This window comes from Catellatospora coxensis, assembly GCF_016862635.1.
Lineage (GTDB): Bacteria > Actinomycetota > Actinomycetes > Mycobacteriales > Micromonosporaceae > Catellatospora > Catellatospora coxensis.
The window spans coordinates 61,354-78,204 of the sequence record NZ_BONI01000009.1 but is presented as its reverse complement, the minus strand read 5'-3'; the positions used below and the strand labels follow the sequence as shown (position 1 = coordinate 78,204).

At 70.5% G+C, this 16,851-nt stretch carries 16 protein-coding genes; 8 read left to right on the top strand and 8 right to left on the bottom strand.

What is annotated here, in order from left to right:
• The first annotated feature begins 169 nt into the window (after positions 1 to 169).
• The 3 genes from Cco03nite_RS07625 (at position 170) to trpD (ending at position 6,637) form a co-directional block, all read left to right on the top strand.
• Positions 170 to 1,504, top strand: a complete 1,335-nt coding sequence (locus Cco03nite_RS07625) for a M23 family metallopeptidase (RefSeq protein ID WP_239167192.1) — start codon at positions 170 to 172, stop codon at positions 1,502 to 1,504.
• Positions 1,505 to 1,687: 183 nt separating this feature from the next.
• Positions 1,688 to 5,398, top strand: a complete 3,711-nt coding sequence (locus Cco03nite_RS07620; RefSeq protein ID WP_203690274.1) for an alpha-L-rhamnosidase — start codon at positions 1,688 to 1,690, stop codon at positions 5,396 to 5,398.
• A gap of 216 nt (positions 5,399 to 5,614) precedes the next feature.
• Positions 5,615 to 6,637 carry an anthranilate phosphoribosyltransferase gene (trpD, locus tag Cco03nite_RS07615; RefSeq protein ID WP_203690264.1) on the top strand — a complete coding sequence of 341 codons (1,023 nt, stop codon included), beginning with the start codon at positions 5,615 to 5,617 and terminating at the stop codon, positions 6,635 to 6,637.
• A gap of 14 nt (positions 6,638 to 6,651) precedes the next feature.
• Here trpD and Cco03nite_RS07610 read toward each other — a convergent pair whose 3' ends face one another.
• From Cco03nite_RS07610 to Cco03nite_RS07595, 4 genes are all read right to left on the bottom strand, one after another.
• Complete coding sequence (locus Cco03nite_RS07610; RefSeq protein WP_203690256.1) at positions 6,652 to 7,071, bottom strand: hypothetical protein; 420 nt, start codon at positions 7,069 to 7,071, stop codon at positions 6,652 to 6,654.
• 56 nt (positions 7,072 to 7,127) lie between these two features.
• Positions 7,128 to 7,697: a tetratricopeptide repeat protein gene (locus Cco03nite_RS07605; protein ID WP_203690254.1), complete on the bottom strand. Its 570-nt coding sequence runs from the start codon at positions 7,695 to 7,697 to the stop codon at positions 7,128 to 7,130.
• 259 nt (positions 7,698 to 7,956) lie between these two features.
• Positions 7,957 to 8,511, bottom strand: coding sequence for a GNAT family N-acetyltransferase (locus Cco03nite_RS07600; protein WP_239167191.1), 555 nt, complete (start codon positions 8,509 to 8,511; stop codon positions 7,957 to 7,959).
• A gap of 23 nt (positions 8,512 to 8,534) precedes the next feature.
• Positions 8,535 to 9,764: a helix-turn-helix domain-containing protein gene (locus Cco03nite_RS07595; RefSeq protein WP_203690252.1), complete on the bottom strand. Its 1,230-nt coding sequence runs from the start codon at positions 9,762 to 9,764 to the stop codon at positions 8,535 to 8,537.
• 176 nt (positions 9,765 to 9,940) lie between these two features.
• Here Cco03nite_RS07595 and Cco03nite_RS07590 point away from each other — a divergent pair, with 176 nt between their 5' ends.
• The 4 genes from Cco03nite_RS07590 (at position 9,941) to Cco03nite_RS07575 (ending at position 12,067) form a co-directional block, all read left to right on the top strand.
• Positions 9,941 to 10,135, top strand: a complete 195-nt coding sequence (locus Cco03nite_RS07590; RefSeq protein WP_203690250.1) for a hypothetical protein — start codon at positions 9,941 to 9,943, stop codon at positions 10,133 to 10,135.
• Between the two features lie 297 nt (positions 10,136 to 10,432).
• Positions 10,433 to 10,906: a glycine-rich domain-containing protein gene (locus Cco03nite_RS07585; protein WP_203690248.1), complete on the top strand. Its 474-nt coding sequence runs from the start codon at positions 10,433 to 10,435 to the stop codon at positions 10,904 to 10,906.
• Positions 10,907 to 10,926: 20 nt separating this feature from the next.
• Complete coding sequence (locus tag Cco03nite_RS07580; RefSeq protein WP_203690246.1) at positions 10,927 to 11,532, top strand: class I SAM-dependent methyltransferase; 606 nt, start codon at positions 10,927 to 10,929, stop codon at positions 11,530 to 11,532.
• A gap of 85 nt (positions 11,533 to 11,617) precedes the next feature.
• Entirely contained in the window at positions 11,618 to 12,067 is a 450-nt protein-coding gene (locus tag Cco03nite_RS07575; protein WP_203690244.1) for a hypothetical protein, read from the top strand.
• Positions 12,068 to 12,099: 32 nt separating this feature from the next.
• On the opposite strand, the gene Cco03nite_RS07570 is transcribed toward Cco03nite_RS07575, so the two are convergent.
• From Cco03nite_RS07570 to Cco03nite_RS07560, 3 genes are all read right to left on the bottom strand, one after another.
• The gene (locus Cco03nite_RS07570) at positions 12,100 to 12,366 is read right to left on the bottom strand and encodes a DUF2283 domain-containing protein (protein ID WP_203690242.1); all 267 of its coding nucleotides are present in this window, start codon (positions 12,364 to 12,366) and stop codon (positions 12,100 to 12,102) included.
• Between the two features lie 49 nt (positions 12,367 to 12,415).
• On the bottom strand, positions 12,416 to 12,979 hold the full coding sequence (locus tag Cco03nite_RS07565) for a signal peptidase II (protein WP_203690240.1): 564 nt from the start codon (positions 12,977 to 12,979) through the stop codon (positions 12,416 to 12,418).
• A gap of 79 nt (positions 12,980 to 13,058) precedes the next feature.
• Complete coding sequence (locus tag Cco03nite_RS07560; RefSeq protein ID WP_203690238.1) at positions 13,059 to 14,063, bottom strand: hypothetical protein; 1,005 nt, start codon at positions 14,061 to 14,063, stop codon at positions 13,059 to 13,061.
• Positions 14,064 to 14,222: 159 nt separating this feature from the next.
• On the opposite strand from Cco03nite_RS07560, the gene Cco03nite_RS07555 reads away from it, so the two are divergent.
• Positions 14,223 to 14,486 (top strand): GlsB/YeaQ/YmgE family stress response membrane protein, encoded by a 264-nt coding sequence (locus Cco03nite_RS07555; protein WP_203690236.1) that lies wholly within the window; start codon positions 14,223 to 14,225, stop codon positions 14,484 to 14,486.
• 132 nt (positions 14,487 to 14,618) lie between these two features.
• Here the strand turns inward: Cco03nite_RS07555 and Cco03nite_RS07550 are convergent, their stop codons facing one another.
• A complete protein-coding gene (locus Cco03nite_RS07550) occupies positions 14,619 to 16,844 on the bottom strand; it encodes a glycoside hydrolase family 3 C-terminal domain-containing protein (RefSeq protein WP_239167190.1) in 2,226 nt (741 codons plus the stop codon).
• Positions 16,845 to 16,851: the final 7 nt, after the last annotated feature.

Below are 16,851 nucleotides of genomic sequence, written 5' to 3'. Positions count from 1 at the left end.
GCCGGCGGCCGCGGCCCACCGGTGGTGCGGCGATGTGCACGGGTTGTAGGTCGGCCACCGTACCATCCTGCCGCGCCTGATCCTTCGAGCTGCGTCGATCAGCGCGCGACCTTCACCCGCCTGACACCCCCCGTTCGCAGGCGCGGCCCGCCCCGTCGAAAGGCACCCCTTGTCCAGAAGACTCCTGCGCGCCGTCACCGGCGTGTGTGCCCTGCTGCTGGCCGTGTCGGCGGTCGGGGCCGGCCCGGCCCAGGCGGCCGGTCCGATGCCCTTCTTCCAGCTGCCGTTCCCGTGCGGCGAGACGTGGCGGCTGGCCACCTATGCAGGCCACGACGACTACGACATCGACATGACGTTCACCGGCGGCGGCAGCAACGGCCGCATGATCCTGGCCGCGGCCGGCGGCACCATCAGCGCCGGGTGGAGCAGCGGCGGCGGCAACTACGCGGTCATCGACCACGGCGGCGGCTGGCGCACCACGTACATGCACCTGCTCCAGCCGGCCACGCGCAGCTCCGGCTGGGTCGACGGCGGCACCCCGATCGGCTGGGTCGGCAGCACCGGCAACTCCACCGGCCCGCACCTGCACTACGAGGTGACCCGCGACGGCGGTAAGACCGAGGCGTACTTCAACGGCTCGCCGTCGGGCATCACCTCCGACGGCAGCGCGTCGACCGGCCCGATCTACGTCAGCGGCCCGGTGTCCCCGGCCCGCAACGTCACCAGCGCCAACTGCAACGGCGGCCAGCAGGTGTACGAGGCGCACAGCGCCAACGGGTGGCGCATGCTCCCGGTGTCCGGCGGCTACGGCCCGGTCACCGCGTCGGCGACGGCCGCGATCCAGCTCAACGGCGTGAAGATCCTGTACAGCAGCAAGGGCGGCCAGATTTTCGAGGCGGCCAGCAACGCCGGCTGGAACAACCTGTACACCGGCATCAGCGGCGCGCAGGGCACGGCGCTCGCCGCGCTCAACCTCAACGGCGAGAAGCTCGTCTACAGCGTCGTCGGTGGCTACATCCACGAGGCGAGCAGCAACAACGGCTGGCGCAACCTGAACACCGGCATCGGCGGGGTGAGCAACTCCTCGATCGCGGTGATCGGCCTCAACGGGGTCAAGTACCTCTACAGCATCGTCGGCGGGTACGTGCACGAGGCGCACAGCGCCAACGGCTGGCGCAACCTCAACACCGGCGTGCCCGGCTCGGGCGTCGCCGCGATCACCGTCGGCACCACGAAGATCCTGTACGTCGTCAACGGCGGCTCGGTGTACGAGGCGGCCAGCAACGCCGGCTGGGCGAACAACTGGACCGGCATCTCCGGGGTCTCCAGCGCGACGATCGCGGCCGCGAACCTCAACGGCGAGAAGCTGATCTACACCATGGCCGGCGGCTACGTGCACGAGGCGAGCAGCAACAACGGCTGGCGCAACCTCAACTCGGGCGTCACCGGCTCGCGGACCAGCGTGCTGACCATCAACGGGGTGAAGTACCTGTACTCCAACTGAGACCCGGGCCGGAGCCGCCGTCCGAACCATGCCGGAAAGCGGCTCCGGCCCGTACCGACCTTGGTTCGTGTGTCGGGCTCGTTGCGGAGAGATATTGACAGCATTAATTGTGAGACCTAGGGTCTGGGCACCGGCCGTGCACTGAAACGTTTTAATCCACGCGATCTTCTCATAGGAGTCGCCATGCACCGTCCCGATCACACCCCCAGCCCCCGTGGACGAGTGGCAGCCGTCCTCGCCGTCCTGCTCACCGCAACCGCCGTCCTGTCCGCCGTACCCGCAGCCGCCGCCACCCCGGTCAGCGTCAGCGGCGCGCACTGGATCTGGTATCCCGAAGGCGACCCGCGCACCACCGCGCCCGCCGCCACCCGCTACTTCCGCAAGACCTTCGCCGCGCCGTCCGGCACGGTCACCGACGCGCAGCTCGTCGTCACCGGCGACGACACCGTCGACGTGTGGCTCAACGGCAAACCCCTCGCAGGGTCGCCCCGGGCCGTCGACTCCTGGAAGAACGCCCTCTACATCGACCTGGCCCCCGCCCTCGTCAGCGGGACCAACACCCTGGCGATCGCCGCCCGGAACACCGCCTCCGGCCCCGCGGGCCTGCTCGGCCGGGTGCAGGTGACCACCGCCGGCGGCACCACCGACCTGATCACCGACGGCGGCTGGAAGGCGTCCCAGAGCCCCGCGACGGGATGGGAGCAGCCCGGATTCAACGACAGCGGCTGGCCCGCCGTCGCGGACCTGGGCGCCTACGGCATCGCCCCGTGGAACAGCTCCGTGATCGCACCGACCGGCTCCGGCAGCTCGCCGTTCGCGGTGGGGGAGGCCACCACTGAGCGCAGGGTCAACCCGCTCGGCGTCGACGCGGCCGTGCCGAGGTTCGGCTGGAAGCTGACGTCGGGCACCGGCCAGCAGTTCCAGGCCGCGTACCAGGTGATCGTGGCCACCAGCAGCGCCAACGCGGGCAGCGGCACCGGCGACGTGTGGGACAGCGGCCGGGTGACCGGACGCCAGGCCGTCGACGTCGCCTACGGCGGCCCGGCGCTGACCTCGCTGCGCCGCTACTTCTGGCGCGTGCGGGTCTGGGACACCCACGGCCGCGTCAGCGCGTACAGCACCACCCAGTTCTTCGAGACCGGACTGCGCAACCCGGCCACCGAGTGGCAGGCCTCCTACATCGGCCAGCCCGCCGTCACCGACGGCCTCAGCGGCGCCAGCTGGATCTGGTACCCCGAAGGCGACCCGATCGCCGGTCTCCCGCCGATGACCCGCTACTTCCGCCGCACCGTGAGCCTGTCCAGCGCGCCCACGCAGGCGAGCCTGGTGATCACCGGCGACGACACCGCCGACGTATGGGTCAACGGCACGCAGGTCAGCAGCTCGCCACGGGTCGTCGACTCGTGGAAGCAGGCCACCGTCGTCGACCTGGCCGGACGGCTGACCTCGGGTAACAACGTCATCGCGGTCGCCGCCCAGAACACCACCCAGTCGCCGACCGGCGTCATCGCCAAGCTCACCATCGGCGGCGGCATCACCGTCACCACCGACGCGAGCTGGAAGGCGTTCCAGTCCGGCCCGTCGGGCTGGCAGCAGACAGGCTTCAACGACAGCGGCTGGCCCGCCGCGCGGGCGCTCACCGCGTACGGCACCGGTCCGTGGGGGTCCAACGTGGTCGTGCGCCGGGCGGCTCCGCTGCTGCGCAAGGGCTTCACCATCAGCAAGCCGGTCGCCTCGGCCCGGCTGCTGACCACCGCCCTCGGCCTGCACGAGACCCGGCTCAACGGGGCCAAGGTCGGCGCGGACGCGCTCGCGCCCGGCTGGACCGACTACAACAAGCGCCTGCAGTACAAGGTGTACGACGTCACCGGCCAGCTGCGGCAGGGTACCAACGCCCTCGGCGCGTGGCTGGGCAGCGGCTGGTACTCGGGCAGCCTGGGCATGGCCGGCTCGCAGCGCTACGGCACCCAGCCGTGGTACTCCGCCCAGCTGCACATCTCCTACACCGACGGCACCGGCGCGATGATCCGCACCGACAACACGTGGAAGGTCGCCACCGGTCCGATCCGGGCCGAGGACCTGTACGCCGGTGAGGAGTACGACAACCGGCTCACCGTCAACGGCTGGGACGGCCCCGACTACAACGACGGCTCCTGGGCCACCGCCGCGGCCCGCACCGGCACCGCGCCCCGGCTGGTGTCGCAGGTGGACAACGGCGTCACCGTGCAGAGCGAGCTGCGCCCCGTCTCGCTCAACCAGCCCAAGCCCGGCGTATGGGTGTTCGACCTCGGCCAGAACTTCACCGGCTGGAACCGGCTGCGGGTCACCGGCGCGGCCGGGACCGTGGTCACCATGCGCCACGCCGAGGTGCTCAACGCCGACGGCACCATCTACACCGACAACTTGCGCGCCGCGGGCCTGGCCACCGACCGGTACACCCTGGCCGGCACCGGCGCCCAGGAGGTCTGGACACCCCGGTTCACCGTGCACGGCTACCGCTACGTCGAGGTGACCGGCTTCCCGGGCACCCCGAACCTGGACACCGTCACCGGCCTGGCCGCCTGGACCAGCGCGTCCCAGCCCGGCACCCTCACCACTTCCAACACCCTGGTCAACCAGCTCCAGCAGGCGATCGTCTGGGGGCAGCGGTCCAACATGCTGTCCATCCCGACCGACTGCCCGAACCGCGACGAGCGGCTCGGCTGGACCGGCGACATCGCCTCGTTCGCGGCCACGTCCACGTTCAACATCGACATGCAGGCGTTCCTGGACAAGTTCGCCGACGACCTGGTCGACGCCCAGCACGCCGACGGCGCGTTCACCGACACCGCGCCCGACGCCTGCTGCGGCGCGGGCACGGCCGGCTGGGGCGACGCGGGCGTGATCGTGCCGTACACCCTGTGGCAGCGCTACGGCGACCTGAACGTCGTCAACCAGCACTTCGACGCGATGGCCCGCTGGGTCGACTACCTGCGGGCCACCTCCGGCGCGGACCTGATCCGCAACACCGGCGGCTACGGCGACTGGCTCAACGTCAACGACGACACCGCCCGGGACCTGATCGCCACGGCGTTCTTCTCCTGGTCGGCGCGGCTGGTGTCGCGGATGGCCGCGGCCACCGGGCGCACCGCGCAGGCGAGCAGCTACGGCACGCTCGCCGACCAGGTCGCCACGGCGTTCACCAACCGCTGGGTCGCCGCCGACGGCACCGTCGCCGGCAACACCCAGACCGGGTACGTGCTGGCGCTGGCGTTCGGGCTGCTGCCCGCCAACCGGGTCGCCGGGGCGGTCAACAAGCTCGTCGCCGAGGTCGCGGCCGCCGGCGGGCACCTGACCGTCGGCTTCCTCGGCGTCGAGAACCTGCTGCCGGTGCTCGCCGACAACGGGCGCGCCGACATCGCGTACCAGATCCTGCTGCAGCCCGGTTATCCCGGCTGGGGCTACATGCTCAGCAGGGGAGCGACCACGATCTGGGAGCGCTGGGACGGCATCCAGACCAACGGCGCGTTCCAGACCCCGTCGATGAACTCCTTCAACCACTACGGCCTGGGCTCGGTCGGGGACTTCCTCTACCGGCAGGTCGGCGGCCTGTCCGCGGCCAGCCCCGGCTACCAGTCGCAGCTGGTCGCGCCGCGTCCCGGCGGCGGGCTGACCTCGGCGAAGTCGGCCATGCAGACGCCCTACGGGCAGGCGGTCAGCGACTGGTCGGTGTCCGGCGGGGTGCTCACGCTGCGGGTCACCGTGCCCGCGGGCACCTCGGCGACGGTACGGGTCCCGGCCGCCTCGGCGGCCGCGGTGACCGCACCGGCGCAGGCCGTGCCGTTCGGTTACGGCCAGGGCGCGGCGTCGTACCACCTGCCCTCGGGCAGCTACGTGTTCACCGCCCCGGCGTGAGCGCGCACCGCTGAACCAGGGACCGCCCCGGCCCGTCCGGGGCGGTCCCGCCCATCGACACGTGCTACCGTTCGCGCATGATCTCGCGTCGTCAGGGCTGGTGGCCCGCCACTTAGGCGGTCACTCCTGCACGCGTCACCCGCGGCCGCCTCCGGACGAGGCGGCCGTCGTCGTTGACAGGCCTCGACCGGTCGGCCCGACCTCCGAGGACGGACGATGACCTGGACCACGATTCTCGCCACGCTGCTCGCCCGGCGCGACCTCACCGCCGCCGAGTCCGCGTGGGCGATGACGCAGATCGTGCGCGGCGAGGCCAGCCCGGTGCAGCTCGCCGCATACCTGGTGGCGCTGCGTGCCAAGGGCGAGACCGCCGTGGAGGTCGCCGGTGCGGCGGACGCGCTGCTGGCCCACGCCGCGCCCGTCGACTTCCCCGGCCCGGCCGTGGACATCGTCGGCACCGGCGGGGACGGCACCGGCGCGGTCAACATCTCCACCATGGCGGCGATCGTGGTCGCGGCGACCGGGCTCACCGTGGCCAAACACGGTGGGCGGGCGGCATCGTCGACCTCGGCCGGGTCCGGTGACGTCATCGAACGCCTCGGCATTCCGCTGGACCTGCCGCCCGCGCAGGTGGCGAAGGTCGCTGAGCAGGCCGGGATCGCGTACCTGTTCGCCCCGGCCTTCCACGCCGGGATGCGGCACGCCGGGCCGGTACGCCGTGAACTGGGCGTGCCGACGATCTTCAACGTGCTCGCGCCGCTGATCAACCCGGCCCGGCCCGCGTACGCGCTGGTCGGGGTCGCCGACCCGCGGTTCGTGTCGGTGCTCGCGTACGTGCTGGCCGGCCGCGGCTGCCGGGCGCTGGTCGTACGCGGCGACGACGGCCTCGACAAGCTGTCCACGAGCACCACCTCGCAGGTCGTGGAGGTGCGCGACGGGCAGGTGCGGCACGCGGTGCTCGACCCGGAACGGTTCGGCATCGCCCGGTCCGTCCCCGGGGCGCTGCGCGGCGGGGACGCGGCCGCGAACGCGGCGGTCGTGCACGCGCTGCTCGCCGGGCAGCGCGGCCCGGTGCGCGACGCGGTGCTGCTCAACGCGGCCGCGGCCTGCGCGGCGGCCGACGGGGACGGTGACCTGGAGGACCGGATCGCGGCCGCGTTGGTCCGCTGCGCCGTCGCGATCGACACCGGTGCGGCCGACGCGACCCTCCACCGCTGGATAACCGCATCCAGTTGCTGATTCCCGCAACGGGCCTACCGGTCTCGTTCATCCAGGACGCGTTCCCACTCCCCGATCAAGCCGGTCGTAAGCGCCTCGTCCAGGTGACCGTCTTCGATGGTGCCGATCTCTTCCCCTGCGAAATCAACTACCAACGAGACATGATGCTCGCCAGAGAATCGACCGATCTCGCCGAGAAGGTCCTTGACCTCGTCCAGGTGGGCTCGGTCGATCGCGGGATCCATCACCTCGCCCCAGGGTGGCCGCGCCGTGTGGATCGACAGCACGAACCCCGGCGGGCCACCTGATTCGCTCACCAGTTCAGGTGGCCCGAGGATCCAATGCCGCCGGCGGGCCAACTGCTGAGACAACACTCGCATCGCGTCGGCGACCGGGCCGGACGTCCGCCCTTCCACCACGGCGCTAAGCCGGTCGATCGGGTGATCGTCTCGCATGGGGCCCTCCCGCGACAGTTTGCCGACCGGGCTCGCGCCGGTCGCTCCGGGTTCGTTCAGCGGGCGGTCAAGTCCAGGTCCCAGGAACCACGGATATAGCAGAACAGCTGGGGCGGCTCGTCGGCCGGCCGTGCGCCCGACCAGGCGGCGGTGATCTCGGCCCATACGGGTTCGGCCTGATCGAGGTTGTGGCCGAGTATCTGGTAGGCGAGGTCGTCGCCGTTCTTGGCCGCCGACACCAAGATGTCGTAAGCCGCCAGGTCGGCGCCGCGTCCATGCAGCACGGACGCCAGATTCGTCGCGGCGTACGGGTCGCCGTCGGCGACTGCTCGGCGGAACATTTCTTCCGCCCGCTGATCCTGCCCGGTGTCGGCCAGGACGTTGCCGAACGCGTTGGCTGCTCCAGGTACGTCGTCGATCGCGTGTGTGAGCAACTCCTCGACCTCGACGATGACGTCCGGCCAATCGCGGCCACTCTCGTGCCACAGGAACTCGGCCAGCCGCACCAGCGCAGGTCGATGTCCGGCCGCTATCGCGTCACGGAGAAGCTGCTCGGCCTCTTCCTGGTGTCCGCCCCGAGAGGCCAGGTCATCCGCTCGATCGAACCACACCTGCGCGTTGTTCACGGCGGACACGATATGCGACTGCGCCCCAACGCGCTCCTACTGCTGCCAGCCATGCTCAGCACACGAAGGCGGCCCGGGCGTCGAGCCGTTGGGCTGCGGTCCGCTGCGCCGCCGCGATCGACACCGGAGCCGCCGCGACGACCCTCCACCGCTGGATCGCGGCACATACCTGCTGAAGCTGCCCTGCCCCTTGACCGGCCCCGCGTATGCGGGCCGCCAGCGGGCCAGGGCGTCTCCTTACCGTCGCCGCACTCCAAGGTTATCGACCCAGCGTCAGCAGCATTCCGTCATAGGTCGGCGAGTCAGCGAACGGGCGGACTCCTCCCAGGCGCTGCCAGCCCCATGACAGGTAGGCAGCCTTGGCTGGCGTGTTCGTTGGGTCGACGAGGAGTGTGGCGCGGGATTCAGTGCGGTCGTGCAGGAAGGCGTCGTGGAGCCGGCGAGCGTAGCCACGTCTCCGGAACTGCTCGCGGACCATGATCTCGCAGATGGCCACGGTGCGTGTGCCATCCTCGTTCAGCATCTCGGGGTCGACGTGGTCCTGGAGCCCACTCCACCAGCCCGAGCCGGCCGGGAGTCGGAAGCCGAGGGCGTAGCCCACCAGCTCGTTGCCCAGGTACCCCATGACGAGACTGAACCCCGCGCGAGAGGCGTAGGCGTTAAGCCGCTCCCCGTAGCGGGCCAGCGAGAAGAACGGGTCGGTGGCGACCTCGTGGGCGTAGACCTCGGCGAAGGTGGCGAGGACATCGTCCATATGCGCGGCGAGACCGGCGGCATCGTGGGTGGTGATGCGCAGGTCCGGGTGGTGACTCAAGGCTTGCTCCTTGGGGGTGGCTGCTACACCAGGGCCTTGTACCTGGTGAGGAATCGTTGGGCGCTCGGCACGTCGTGGTAGCCGGCCATCCGCTGCGCGACTGCGCCCAGCTCGGTACCCAGGCGCCAGCTCGTCACGTTGCCCGAGACGTCGTCGAGCGCGGAGTGCGCGGCCGTCGCCGCCTCCTCCACATTCTTGGCGTCGAGGTTCGCCCGTGCCAGGCGTACCTTGTAGGTCGCCCTGTTGCGAGCAAAGCCGTCCGGGTGGGCGGTGATGGCCTGGCGCAACAGCCGGATGGCTCGCTCCGTCTCTCCGAGCTCCAATGCACAGGTTCCTTCGACGCCATCCAGTTCGTGCCAGGTTACGAAGGCCCGCCACTCGGCCACAGGTGTATCCCCGTCCCGGTTGAGGTGCCTTCGGGCGCTGGCGATGGCCTTCTCGAAGGCTGGCTTGTCCGCGGTCAGCGCGGTCGACATCGCCATGCGCAGCATCGGGAGGACCGGCAGCCTCGCGTGCTCGCCCGTCGGTTTGGCAGCACGCTCGGCTGCGTCGGCCCATCGGCGAGCCTGCTTGGGGCTGCCCAGGTAGTTGGATAGGTAGGCGAGGTTGACCAGTGCGTGGGTTTCCGCTTCCGCGTTGTCGGCCTGCTGCGCCAAGCCCAGGGCCTCATTGAAGCTGTTCCGCGCCACGTCGTGCTGTCCAGCGTCGAAGGAGAGCCACCCAGCGCACATCTGGACGCGGCTGGTAACCCGAAGCAGTGCTGATTCGACCTCTTCCGTGAAGGTGCCGTTGTCCAGCCACCAGTACGCCTCACGGGCGTAGCCGACCGCCGCTTGCCACAGGCCCTCGCCGCCGAACTGGTAGTCCATCGCGATGAGTCGGTCGATGTGGCGCTGGATCTGGGTAACGTCGGCGAGGCCCAGGCGGTGGCCGGCCTCCGCTCGCCCCGGCAGCAGCCCGCCGAGGATGAGGCCGGTGGTGCCAGCCATCAGGGTGCGACGCTTCATAGCTTCCGACGTTACCTCCGCCATCCGCCGCCGTGCGTCCTCAGCCTGCCACGCCAACATCAACTCGCCGCCTGCTTGAAGCGCTACATCGAGTGCCTGGGCAACACCCTGTGAGACCGCCACGTTGCGGTTGCTGATCTTGCTGATGAATCCGGAGTCCACCTTGGCTGCGGCGCCAAGGCGTCGCAAAGACAAACCGGATGCTGCCCGCATTCGGGCCAACGCCTGGCCGAAGGTCTCGTCCACGGCCTCGCTCCCTTCGATCCCGCGGTGTTGCCTGGATTCCAAAGCCACAGGCAACGCCTACCTGCCCTGTCGTGAAACGCGCACGCTGGGTTCAGGCGCGGGGCGGTGGAGCCGACCAAGACCTTCCGCCTCGTAGCCACTTACGACCGTACGCGGAGTCCGAGGGGAGATCAACGATGGTCACTGACGCGAGTCGCGATCTGGTGCCGGCACTTCCTCAGGCGTTCGCCGTGCTCGAAGCGCATGTCGCCGACGTGACGGGGTGTTGCGTCGGCTGCTATGGGGACCACGGCATCTGGACGCCGCACCCCTGCACCGCGCATCGCTGGGCAGAGCACGTGCGGATGACGACAGAGGGGACACCTGCATGACCACCGAGACCCTGGCGAAGGGCGTTGCCCGGCTTCCCGCCACGGTCCACGAGGCGCAGGAACTCGTCGAAGCGCACCTGGATTGTCAGCCATACACAGGCAAGTGCAGCAATTGCGGCGAAGCAGCGCCGTGCCGTGGGCGCGAACTGGCTCACGCAGCATTCCGAAGCCTGGGCACTTTGCCCCGGCGGAGAGTCCAGCAACACCGCACATCCCGATAGATGCACAACGGGGAAGGGCTGCCGCCTAGCAACGTCGCCCTCCCCGCCGGTAACCAACACCCGAAGTGGAGGTCACATGACCACGCTACTCGACCCGATCACGGTCGGTGCGGTCCTCGACGACGACCTTGCCGCACTGCTGGTCGAGGACGTGCAGAAGAAGTTCCCGGAGTGGAGCGACGACTACTGCCGCAGGGGCGTTGCCCAGATGGTCGGCTTCCTCGCCGCATGCGCCGTGGCGGCCGAGCCGCTGTCCCCGTCCGAGCCGGTCGACGAGTTCTGGCACGCGTTCATCGTCCGGACGGTGCCCTATGCCGCGTTCTGCGAGCGCGTCGCCGGGCGGTTCATCCACCACCAGCCCGACGACGACCGTGAGAAGGATGAGCAGGAGTCGCGCATCCCGAAGGCCGAGGCCATGCGCGCCCGTGCGGTTGAGGTGATCACGGCCGCCGGTCACGAGGTCGACGAAGAGTTCTGGCCAGAGCTGGCGGCAGACTGCAACTCCAAGTGCACGCAGTGCTACCAGGGCTGCCACAACAGCCCGAAGTGACAGAGTGAGAGGCTGGGGCCATGGCTTCTGGGAAGTGGGACCGGTACGCAGAGCGCAGCCCGTCCCGACGGCTCGTCAACGCCGGCGGGGCGAGTACTTGGTTCAACTGGACTCAATACCCGGATCATGGCCCCGGCCTCGAAGTTCTCAACCTCGAGCCTGGCGTGCGGGTGCTCGAGCTGGGGTGTGGAAAGGGCGGCAATCTCGCCCACGTCGACGCGATGGGGTACCGCGCAGTCGGCGTCGATGTGTCGGCGCTGCAGGTGGCTCACGCTCGGAGTCGGTGGCCACACCTGAATGTCGTCCAAGGCGACGCCGCTGCCTACCTGGAAGGGGGCGACGAGCCCTTCGCCGCGGTCTACTCCGTGTTCGGGGCAGTCTGGTTCGTCGACCCGGAGGTGTTGCTTCCGGCGATCAACCGTCGCCTGCGTGGCACACTCGCGTTCTCGTGGTCCCCGATGAACGTGGTCCCGACACTTCCTCGCTGGGATCTGGAGGCCGCCGAATGGGGCGACCGCCTGGACAAGCACGGCTTCGTGGACATCGAGCACCGGGAGGTGGCCCCGCCCGCCGACGGCGAGGGAGGGCAGCCGACCTTCCTGGTTCGGGCCACGCGGCCGGCCTGAACAGAAGCCCCGGGCGCAGCAGGATCCTTCGTGCTGCGAACTCGCAGCTGGGCCCGGTTGCGTCCGCCGGGTACGCTTCGCACCCGTGAGCCGCGGCAAGGGCATGGTCTGGATCAGTCGAGTCGCGGCCGGCCTTGCGGTGGCCGGTTTCGCCGTCATCGGTCTGCGCTACGCGGTGATGCTCCCGATGTGGGTGTCTTACGCCCATGCGATGGCCGTCGCCGGGACGGTGTGCATCGGGGTCGTCCTGTGCCACCCATACCTCGAGGTACGCGGACCGGGTTTCGCCCTCAGTGACAAGGCGGGTGATTCGCCTTGGTGGTCGAACGCCCTCATGATCTTCGCCGTCGTCGTGGTGGTCGTGGTGGTCGCCACCACTCGAAAGAATGACGTTCGGGCGTTGACAGGGATCTTCAGCTTCTTCGCATGCTTCATCGGTCTGTGGTGCAGCGCTGCCGCCAACGCCAAGCCTGGCGCTGCCGCGCCGGATCCGGGAACGACCGTCGAATCCGTGTCGGGCCAGCTTGATGCGTGACGGATGACAGGTCACGCCAGGCTGGGCGGTCGTCAGTCTTCTTGCACCTGATCTTGGCCGCTCTCCAGGATTGCTTGCAGGAGGGCGGTCGGTAGGTGTTTGCGGGCACCGAGGATCTCCAGGCCGAGAATGTGGCCGTCGGCGTCGGCATCGAGGTTGAACATGCCATCCGTGGGGTCGAAAGCAATGATCTGCTCCACCGCCGCCCCGGATGCGATGGGGTGATCGAGGTAGACGTACGCCGCGTCGGCTTCGCTGTCGTAGGTGCAGACCAGCGGGATTCGTGCCTTCAGGTACATAGCCGTCAGGCTCGCATGGAACGAGTGTCGCCGCTGCCCTGCCTACGCCTTACTGCGTCTCGGCGGTCTGATCGGGTGCGGTCTCCGGCTCGGCGGCGGGTCCGGCCATCGGGATGTTGCGCAGGCTGAGCACCAGGATCAGCGCCACGCCCCCGACCAGGGCGATGTCCGCGACGTTGCCCACGAACGGGCCGTAGTCGATGAAGTCCACCACGTGTCCGCGCATGAAGCCGGGCTCGCGGAACAGCCGGTCGAGCAGGTGGGTGAACGCCCCACCCAGCATCATGCCCAGCCCGATCGCCCAGGCCCGCGACTGCACCCGGCGCGAGACGACGATGATCGCCACGACGGCCGCCGCCGCGATCAGCGTCAGCACCCAGGTGTACTCGGTGCCGATGGAGAAGGCTGCGCCCGGGTTGTAGGTCAGCCGCAGCTGCAGCAGCTCGCCGATGACGTCGATCGGCGCGCGGCCGGTCAGCTCCGCCACCGCCCACCACTTGGTCAGCTGGTCCACCACCACCAGCACGGCGGCCAGGGCGAGCACCAGCACGAACAGCCGCGAGCCGCGGCGCTCCGCCACCGGGACGGTGGGAGCAGACTGCCCTGTTGCCATCACGATCTCTCCGTACGCCGTTGACCGACTCGCCGGCTGGCAACCTTAACCTACGCGCGAGCCGCCCAGGCAGTGGTGATCACAGCTCGGGCGCCGCCCCGGTCCGGACGTGCTCGTGGACCGCCGCCCGCAGCAGATCGAGGAAGCCGACCAGGTGCGGGGCGACGACGCCGGCCCGCGGGTCGTCGGTGCGGTATACGCCGTCGTGCATCTCGCCGGGCGGGAGCCGGTGGACGGCCGTGCCGGTGGGGTTCAGCGCGTACAGGGTGCCACCGCCGTCGCTGCCGAACACCACCACCCGCTCCCGGCTGCCGTCCCCGTCGATGATCCACTGCACGCCTTCGACCAGGGCGTGGGCCACGATGAGGTCCGGCGGGTGCAGGAAGTAGCCGGCGCCCACGTCGGGCAGGCTGACCTCGCGCACCCGGCGGCACCAGGTCAGCAGGTCCGAGGGCATGACGTCGTGTAGTTCACCCGCCGTCATCGCGACCAGTTCGGCCTGGCCGGCGGCCGCGCCGAGGGTGTGCTCGCCACACGGGTAGCCGCGGTCCTGCTCGAACGTCGTGGTGAACGTGGCGAGGACGGCTGACAGGTCACGCACCCACTGGTCCGCGTACGCCCAGGTCACGTACCGCTGCGGGGTCGGGCCCGGAACACGTCCCGGCAGCTCGGTCAGCGCCTGCTCCGCCGCGGCTCTGACCTCGGCTCGCGGGTCGGCGCGGTGGGTCCGGATGATGTCCTCGGCCGCCGGGTCGTACGTGCAGGCCAGGATGTCGAGCACGTCTTCCAGGATCGCGGGCTCGTCCGTCGGCAGGGCGGTCAGGCGCCGGACCAGTTCCAGCGGTGGCCGGTAGCAGGCCGTGGCCTCGCCGATGGCGTAGCGGGCGGCCGAGGCGTCCGCGCCTGGGTGTTCCGCCACGGCGACCTCGGCGAGCCTGCTGATGACGTGCTCCGCCTGATCCTGGTGCAGCGCGCCGGAGCGCAGCAGGTCGGCCAGGTGCTCGGCGGCGGCCTCCCGGGTGCGGCGGTCGGGCCCGGAGAGGCGCGCCAGCAGCGGGGTGAGGTCGGTCGGCAGCCAGGTCACCGGAGGAGCGTAGGACAGCCGCCGCCGGGTGCGGTGATCGTCTGTGGCGGGCAGGGGTCTTGCTGATTCGTGCATAACATCTCAAATCAGTACGAGACACTGTAATTCCGATGTCCCGCACATCGGGGCGACCGCCTGCCGACGTGAAGGGTGCGTTACGTGCTGATTCTTGCGATCTTGGTATGGGGCTTCCTGGTCGGCTGGCTGGCATGGTTGATCGTGCGCGGCGGCGGTTTCCGGACCATCCGCTGGCCGCAGGCCGTGGCCGCCGGGCTCATCGGCTCGTTCGTCGGCGGCCTCGGCATCAGCCTGCTCAACGGCGACGGCCTGGCCCTGCGCCCGTCCGGCCTGATCGGCTCGGTGATCGGCGCCGTCATCGTGCTCCTCATCTGGGGCTCGATCCAACGCCGCCGCGCCCGCTGACCCCCGCCCCGCCGACACCCCAAGATCGCGACGATCTTGCGTGAACTGTGGGTGTGACACGCCCATAACGGTCATATGAGCCACAGTTCAAGCAAGATCGTCGCGATCTTGGGGCGGGCGCGGGGTCAGGGGTCAGGGGTTGGCGGCTTCGACCAGGTGGGCGATCGCCTCGGGGGTGAGGGGGCTGCCGGGGAAGGCGGCCATGCGGATCAGTGGGACTCCGGCGAGCAGGGTGAACATCTGCGGGTCGGCGGCCATGCCGACGAGGCCGCCGCCCTGGGCCGCCGCTGCGGCGAAGGCCTCGGCGAGCACATGGCCGCCCAGCGGGTCGGACAGCCACTCGCCGAGCGTCGACTCGGCCGTCAGCGGCACCCGGGTGTCGTCGCCGTCGACCTTGACGGTCACGGAGGTACGCAGGTCCCGGGACGACGCGCCGACGGCGAGCAGGTAGTCGCCGCCCTCGACGGCCCAGCGGCGCAGGCTCGGGTCCCAGTAGGCGAGGTCGTCGCGGTCGATCCGGACCAGCACGTCTGCCGTCTCGCCGGCGGCGATCGCGACGTGGGTGAAGCCCTTCAGCTCCCGGGGCGCGCGCCGGACGCGGGAACCCGGCAGGCTCGCGTACACCTGGACGACCTCGCGCCCGTCCCGCCCGCCGGTGTTGGTCACCGGGACGCGCACCTCGATCCCGCCGTCGACGGCCGTCGCGGTGGCGTCGCCGTACGCGAAGGTGGTGTAGGACAGGCCGAAGCCGAACGGGTATGCGACCTCCTGCTCGCGGGCGTCGAAGCCCCGGTAGCCGACGTGGATGCCCTCGCCGTAGCGCACGTGGCTGGCCTCGCCCGGGAAGTCCAGGTGGGACGGGTGGTGCGCGAGCTTGAGCGGGATCGTCTCGGTGAGCCGCCCGGACGGGTTGGCGACGCCGAACAGCACGTCGGCGACGGCTCCGCCGCCCGCCTGGCCGAGCAGCCAGCCCTCGACGAGCGCGGGCACCTCGCTGTCCCACGGGCTGGTGAGCACGACCGCACCGTGCGACAGCACCACGACGGTGCGCGGGTTGGCCGCCACGACCCGGGCGACGAGCGCAAGCTGCGCGGCGGGCAGCTCCAGGGTGTCCCGGTCGGCGCCCTCGGTCTCCTGGGCGGTGCCGATGAACACCACGGCCACGTCGGCGGACCGGGCCGCGTCCTCGGCCTCGGCGACCAGGCGCTCGACTGCCGTGCCGTCGACGGTGTAGCCGGCCGCGAACGTGACCTGCGCGCTGGTCAGCGCGGTGATCTCGGTGAGCGCGTCGTCGAGCCGGGTCGGGATCATCTGCGAGCTGCCGCCGCCCTGGAAACGCGGGCTGCGGGCGAACTCGCCGATGACGGCGAGCGAGGCGCCCTGAGCCAGCGGCAGCAGGCCGCCGTCGTTCTTGAGCAGCACGATGCCGCGTCCGGCGGCCTCGCGGGCCAGGGCGTGGTGGGCGTCGGCGTCGTAGCTCGCGGCCGGGTCCAGGGCCGCGACCGAGCGCTCGACCAGGGCGCGCATCCGCGCGGCGGAGGTGTCCAGGGCCGCCGGGTCGAGCGTGCCGTCGGCGACGGCCCGCACCAGCGCCTCGTCCCCGGTGGGGTCCGGGCCGGGCATGGTCAGGTCGAGTCCGGCGCGTACGGCGGCGACGCGGTCGACGACCGCGCCCCAGTCGGACACGACCAGTCCCGTGAAGCCCCACTCGTCGCGCAGCACCGTCGTGAGCAGCCACGGGTCCTGCGAGGCGTAAACGCCGTTGATCCGGTTGTAGGAGCACATCACGGTCCACGGCTGGGCCTGCTGCACGACACGCTGGAAGGCGCGCAGGTACATCTCGCGCAGCGTGCGCTCGTCGACGTCGGCGCTGACCCGCATCCGGTCGGTCTCCTGGCTGTTGACCGCGAAGTGCTTGAGCGACGCGCCGACGCCCCGGCTCTGCAGGCCGCGTACCCACTCGGTGGCGAGCACGCCGGTGAGCAGCGGGTCCTCGGCGTAGTACTCGAAGTTCCGGCCGCCGAGCGGGCTGCGCTTGAGGTTGATGCCGGGGCCGAGCAGCACCGACACGCCCATGGCGCGGGCCTCGTCGCCGAGCGCCTCGCCGACCCGGCGGACCAGGTCGGGGTCCCAGGTGGAGCCGAGCGCCACCGCGGGCGGGAAGCACGTCGCGGGTTCGCTGTCCAGCAGTCCGGGCTGGCTGGCGTCGGCGATCTGCTTGCGTACGCCGTGCGGCCCGTCCGTCAGCATGATCTTCGGCAGGTCGGCGACGGCGGCGCTGTGCCAGAAGTCGCCGCCGCTGGTGAGTGCGGCCTGCTCGGCGGTGGTGAGCCGGGATGATCCCGCGTCGGTGGTCAAGTGGTTC

Bases quoted from the DNA above. Each gene is read 5' to 3' on its own strand.
- Cco03nite_RS07620 (WP_203690274.1), top strand. From the start codon at position 1,688: ATGCACCGTCCCGATCACACCCCCAGCCCCCGTGGACGAGTGGCAGCC.
- trpD (WP_203690264.1), top strand. From the start codon at position 5,615: ATGACCTGGACCACGATTCTCGCCACGCTGCTCGCCCGGCGCGACCTC.
- Cco03nite_RS07610 (WP_203690256.1), bottom strand. From the start codon at position 7,071: ATGCGAGACGATCACCCGATCGACCGGCTTAGCGCCGTGGTGGAAGGG.
- Cco03nite_RS07590 (WP_203690250.1), top strand. From the start codon at position 9,941: ATGGTCACTGACGCGAGTCGCGATCTGGTGCCGGCACTTCCTCAGGCG.
- Cco03nite_RS07585 (WP_203690248.1), top strand. From the start codon at position 10,433: ATGACCACGCTACTCGACCCGATCACGGTCGGTGCGGTCCTCGACGAC.
- Cco03nite_RS07580 (WP_203690246.1), top strand. From the start codon at position 10,927: ATGGCTTCTGGGAAGTGGGACCGGTACGCAGAGCGCAGCCCGTCCCGA.
- Cco03nite_RS07570 (WP_203690242.1), bottom strand. From the start codon at position 12,366: ATGTACCTGAAGGCACGAATCCCGCTGGTCTGCACCTACGACAGCGAA.
- Cco03nite_RS07565 (WP_203690240.1), bottom strand. From the start codon at position 12,979: ATGGCAACAGGGCAGTCTGCTCCCACCGTCCCGGTGGCGGAGCGCCGC.